Source organism: Kitasatospora sp. NPDC088351, assembly GCF_040685575.1.
Taxonomy (GTDB): Bacteria; Actinomycetota; Actinomycetes; order Streptomycetales; family Streptomycetaceae; genus Kitasatospora.
Genome location: NZ_JBFBIL010000121.1, coordinates 1 through 4,062 on the forward strand (window position 1 = coordinate 1; position 4,062 = coordinate 4,062).

Annotated in this window: 2 protein-coding genes; both read right to left on the reverse strand. The window is 72.6% G+C overall.

Annotation, left to right across the window (positions count from 1 at the left end; all coding sequences use genetic code 11):
- On the reverse strand, positions 1 to 1,886 hold a 1,886-nt coding region (locus AB0P06_RS36590), incomplete at its 3' end, for a type I polyketide synthase (protein WP_363615287.1).
- Between the two features lie 35 nt (positions 1,887 to 1,921).
- Positions 1,922 to 4,062: SDR family NAD(P)-dependent oxidoreductase (locus AB0P06_RS36595; protein WP_363615289.1), on the reverse strand; the 2,141-nt coding region annotated here is incomplete at its 5' end.

Below are 4,062 nucleotides of genomic sequence, written 5' to 3' on the forward strand. Positions count from 1 at the left end.
ACGACGTCGACGCGTTCCAGTGAGGGTGCTCCCGGGGCTTCCCGCAGGACGTCTTCGAGTGACCAGTCCACGAACGGGGACAGGGCCCGTTCGCAGTCGGCCAGTCGGTTGGCGAACACCGGTGAGGAGTCCAGCAGTTCCACTGCCATGCCGGCCCATTGGGAGCCCTGGCCGGGGAACACGAACACCCGGCCGCCGAGCGGGCCTGCCACGCCGGAGGTCACGCCGTCTCCGGGGACGTCCCCGGCCAGGGCTTTGAGGCCGGTGGCGGCGTCGGTGGTGTTTTCCGCGAGCACGACCGCGCGGTGCTCGAACAGGGCGCGTGAGGACACCAGCGAGAAGCCCACCCCGCCCAGCTCCGTACCGGCACGGCCGTCCACCAGCGCACCGAGCCGTTCGGCCTGCCCCCGCAACGACCCGGCACTGCGCGCCGACACCACCAACGGCACCACACCCGAACCCAGCACGGGGGTGTGGTCCGCGACGGCGGCCGGCTCCTCCGGCGAGGCCTGCTCCAGGACGACGTGGGCGTTGGTGCCGCTGACACCGAAGGAGGAGACGCCGGCCCGCCGGGGCTCCTCGCCCTGCGGCCACGGCCGGGCCTCGGTCAGCAGCCGCACCGCGCCGGACTCCCAGTCCACCTTCTGCGACGGTTCGTCCGCGTGCAGGGTGCGCGGCAGCACGCCGTGCCGCACGGCCATCACCATCTTGATGATCCCGGCCACACCGGACGCGGCCTGGGCGTGACCGAGGTTGGACTTGACCGAGCCCAGCCACAGCGGCCGGTCCGCGGGCCGCCCCTGACCGTACGTCGCCAGCAGGGCGCCCGCCTCGATCGGGTCGCCCAGCGTCGTCCCCGTACCGTGTGCCTCGACGATGTCGACCTGTTCGGGCTTCAGCCGGGCGCTGGCCAGCGCGGCCCGGATCACCCGCTGCTGCGCGGGGCCGTTCGGCGCGCTCAGCCCGTTGCTCGCGCCGTCCTGGTTGATCGCGCTGCCCCGGACGACGGCCAGCACCGGGTGCCCGTTGCGCCGCGCGTCCGACAGCCGCTCCAGCAGCAGCACACCGACGCCCTCGCCGAGACCCATGCCGTCGGCGTCGTCACTGAACGCCTTGCAGCGGCCGTCCTGGGCCAGGCCGCGCTGGCGGCTGAAGCCGACCAGGCCGAGCGGGTCGGCCATCACCGCGGTGCCGCCGACCATGGCCATGGAGCAGTCGCCCTGGCGCAGCGACTGGACGGCGAGGTGCAGGGCCACCAGCGACGACGAGCAGGCGGTGTCGACCGTGACGGCGGGGCCCTCCAGGCCGAGGGTGTACGAGACGCGGCCGGAGATGACGCTGGTCGACATGCCGGTGACCAGATGGCCCTGCATGCCGTCGGGGACGTTCTGGTAGTCGATGCCCCAGCCCTGGTACGCCGCTCCGACGAAGAGGCCGACCTTGCTGCCGTTCAGGGCCGAGGGGTCGATGCCGGCCCGCTCGAAGGCCTCCCAGGAGGTCTCCAGCAGCAGCCGCTGCTGGGGGTCCATGGCGCTGGCCTCACGCGGCGATATGCCGAAGAACGCCGGGTCGAAACGGTCGGCGTCGTGCAGGAAACCGCCCTCGGTCGTGTAGATCTTTCCCTGCTGGTCGGGGTCCGGGTCGTAGAGGCCGTCCAGGTCCCAGCCGCGGTTGACCGGGAATCCGGAGATGGCGTCCTTTTCCTCCGCGACCAGATTCCACAGTTCCTCGGGGGAATTGACCCCGGGGTAACGGCAACTCATGGCGACAATACCGATCGGCTCCCGGGACGCCGAGGTGAGCTGCTGATGGGCCCGCCGCAGTCGCTCGGTCTCCTTCAGGGACTCGCGCAGCGCTCCCACGAGTTTGTCATCGGCGCTTGTCATCGGGTGCTCCGCTCTTTGCTTCTCTTCAGAGGTCATTAGTTGTCGTACGCCATACGGATCAGCCCGTCGACGTCCATGTCGTCGATGGCATCCGTGGAGTCGCCGTCGCCGTGCACCGCGGCGGATTCGGTGTCGGGCGACTGTGCCAGCCTGCGCAGTTCGTCGAGCAGTCCGGATTCCTGAAGCCGCAGCAGCGGAATGGAATTCAGCAGCTCCCGGGCTTCCGCTTCCGCGGGGTCGGCCGGGGCCGCGGGGGCCTGCTCGGGGAAGAGCGCGGCACCGATGTGCTCGGCCAGCGCGCGGGCCCGCGGATAGTCGAACACCACCGTGACGGGCAGCCGCAGCCCGGTCGCCGCGCTCAGCCGGTTGCGGAGGTCGACGGCGCTCAGCGAGTCGAATCCGAGTTCCCGGAAGGCCCGTGACTCGTCGACGGCCGACGGGCCGGGGTACCCGAGCACCGAGGCGATCTGGGTGCACACCAGCTCGGAGATGGCGCGCCGGCGCTCCTCGGCGGACAGCCCGGTCAGCCGCAGGCGTACGGAGGAGTCGTCGTCCCCGGCCCCGGCCGGGGCGGCTTCGGTGGCCAGGATCCTGGCGACCTCCGGCACCTCACCGAGCAGCGGGCTGGGCCGTGCGGAGGTGAAGACCGGCACGAACCGCTCCCAGTCGATGTCCGCGACGACCACCACGCTCTCGTCGCGGTCCAGGACCTGCTGGAAGGCGTTGATGGCCGACTGCGGCGACATGAAGGGGATGCCGCGGCCGCGCAACTGCTCCTCGGCGAGGTTGGCGGCCATGCCGCCGCCGTCCTCGGGGCTCCAGATGCCCCAGACCACCGAGGTGGCGGCGAGGCCGCGGGCCCGGCGCCGCTCGGCGAGGCCGTCGAGGTACGCGTTGGCCGCCGCGTAGGCGCCGTGCTCCCCGCTTCCCCAGACCGCCGAGATGGAGGAGAAGAGCACGAAGGCGTCCAGTGCGGAGTGGTCGAAGACCGCGTCCAGGTTGGCCGCGCCGACGATCTTCGCGTGGGCGGTGTCGGAGAACTCCAGGAGGTCGGTGTCGGCGAGCGGCACGAGCACGCCCGCGCCGGCGATGTGCAGCACGGTGCGGATCTGCGAACCGTCGGCCTCCACCTGCCGGACCAGTGCGGTCAGGGCGTCGCGGTCGGTCACGTCGCAGGCGGCGATGGTGACCCGGGCGCCGAGTTCGGTGAGTTCGGCCTTCAGCTGCTGCGCGCCGGGGGCGGCCGGTCCGCTGCGGCTGGTGAGCACCAGGTGTTCCGCGCCGCGGCGGGCCAGCCAGCGGGCCGTCTGGCTGCCGATGCCGCCGGTGCCGCCGGTGATCAGTACGGTGCCACGGGGCGTCCAGGCCGGGACGGGGTCCGCCGCGGCCAGGGACGACCGGACCAGTCTGCGGACGAGGAGCCGGGTGCCGCGCACGGCGAGCTGGTCCTCGTTGTCGGGGCCGGCCAGGGCGGCGCACAGCAGTGTGGCGGCGCGGCGGTCCAGGCTCTCGGGGAGGTCGACCATGCCGCCCCAGCGCTGCGGGTGTTCGAGGGCGGCGACTCGTCCCAGGCCCCACACGGCGGCCTGAGCGGGGTCCACCGGCCGGTCGGCACCGGCGGTGCCGGCGGGGGCGGTGGTGACTGCGCTCCGGGTGGCGAGCCAGAGGGGCGCGGCGGTGCCCGCGTCGCCGAGGGCCTGGATCAGCGTCAGGGTGAGGCCGAGCCCGGCCGGCAGTTCGGGGCAGCCCGGGTGCGGGCCTTCGGCCAGCGCGAGGAGGGAGAGCACTCCGGCGGGGGCCGTGCCGTCCAGCGTCTCCCGCAGGTATGAGGCAAAAGCGCCGCGGTCGGCGTCTGCTGCCTTCACCTCCAGGGGCAGCACGTTCATGCCCTGCTCACGCAGCGCCTCGACCACTCGCCGCGCCTCGGGGACGCCCGCGGGAACCACGGCCGCCCAGGTGCCCGGCGGCACGGTTGTCTTCGGATCGGCCAGTGGTTTCCAGGTGATCCGGTAGCGCCAGGAGTCGGTGAGTGCCTGTTCGCGGCTGCGGCGTCGCCAGGAGGCCAGGGACGGTAGCAGTGACGTCAGTGGGTCGGGTCCGTCGAGTTCGAGGGCTGTCACGAGTGAGTTCAGGTCCTCGCGTTCGACGGCTTCCCAGAACGCGGTCTCCACCGGGT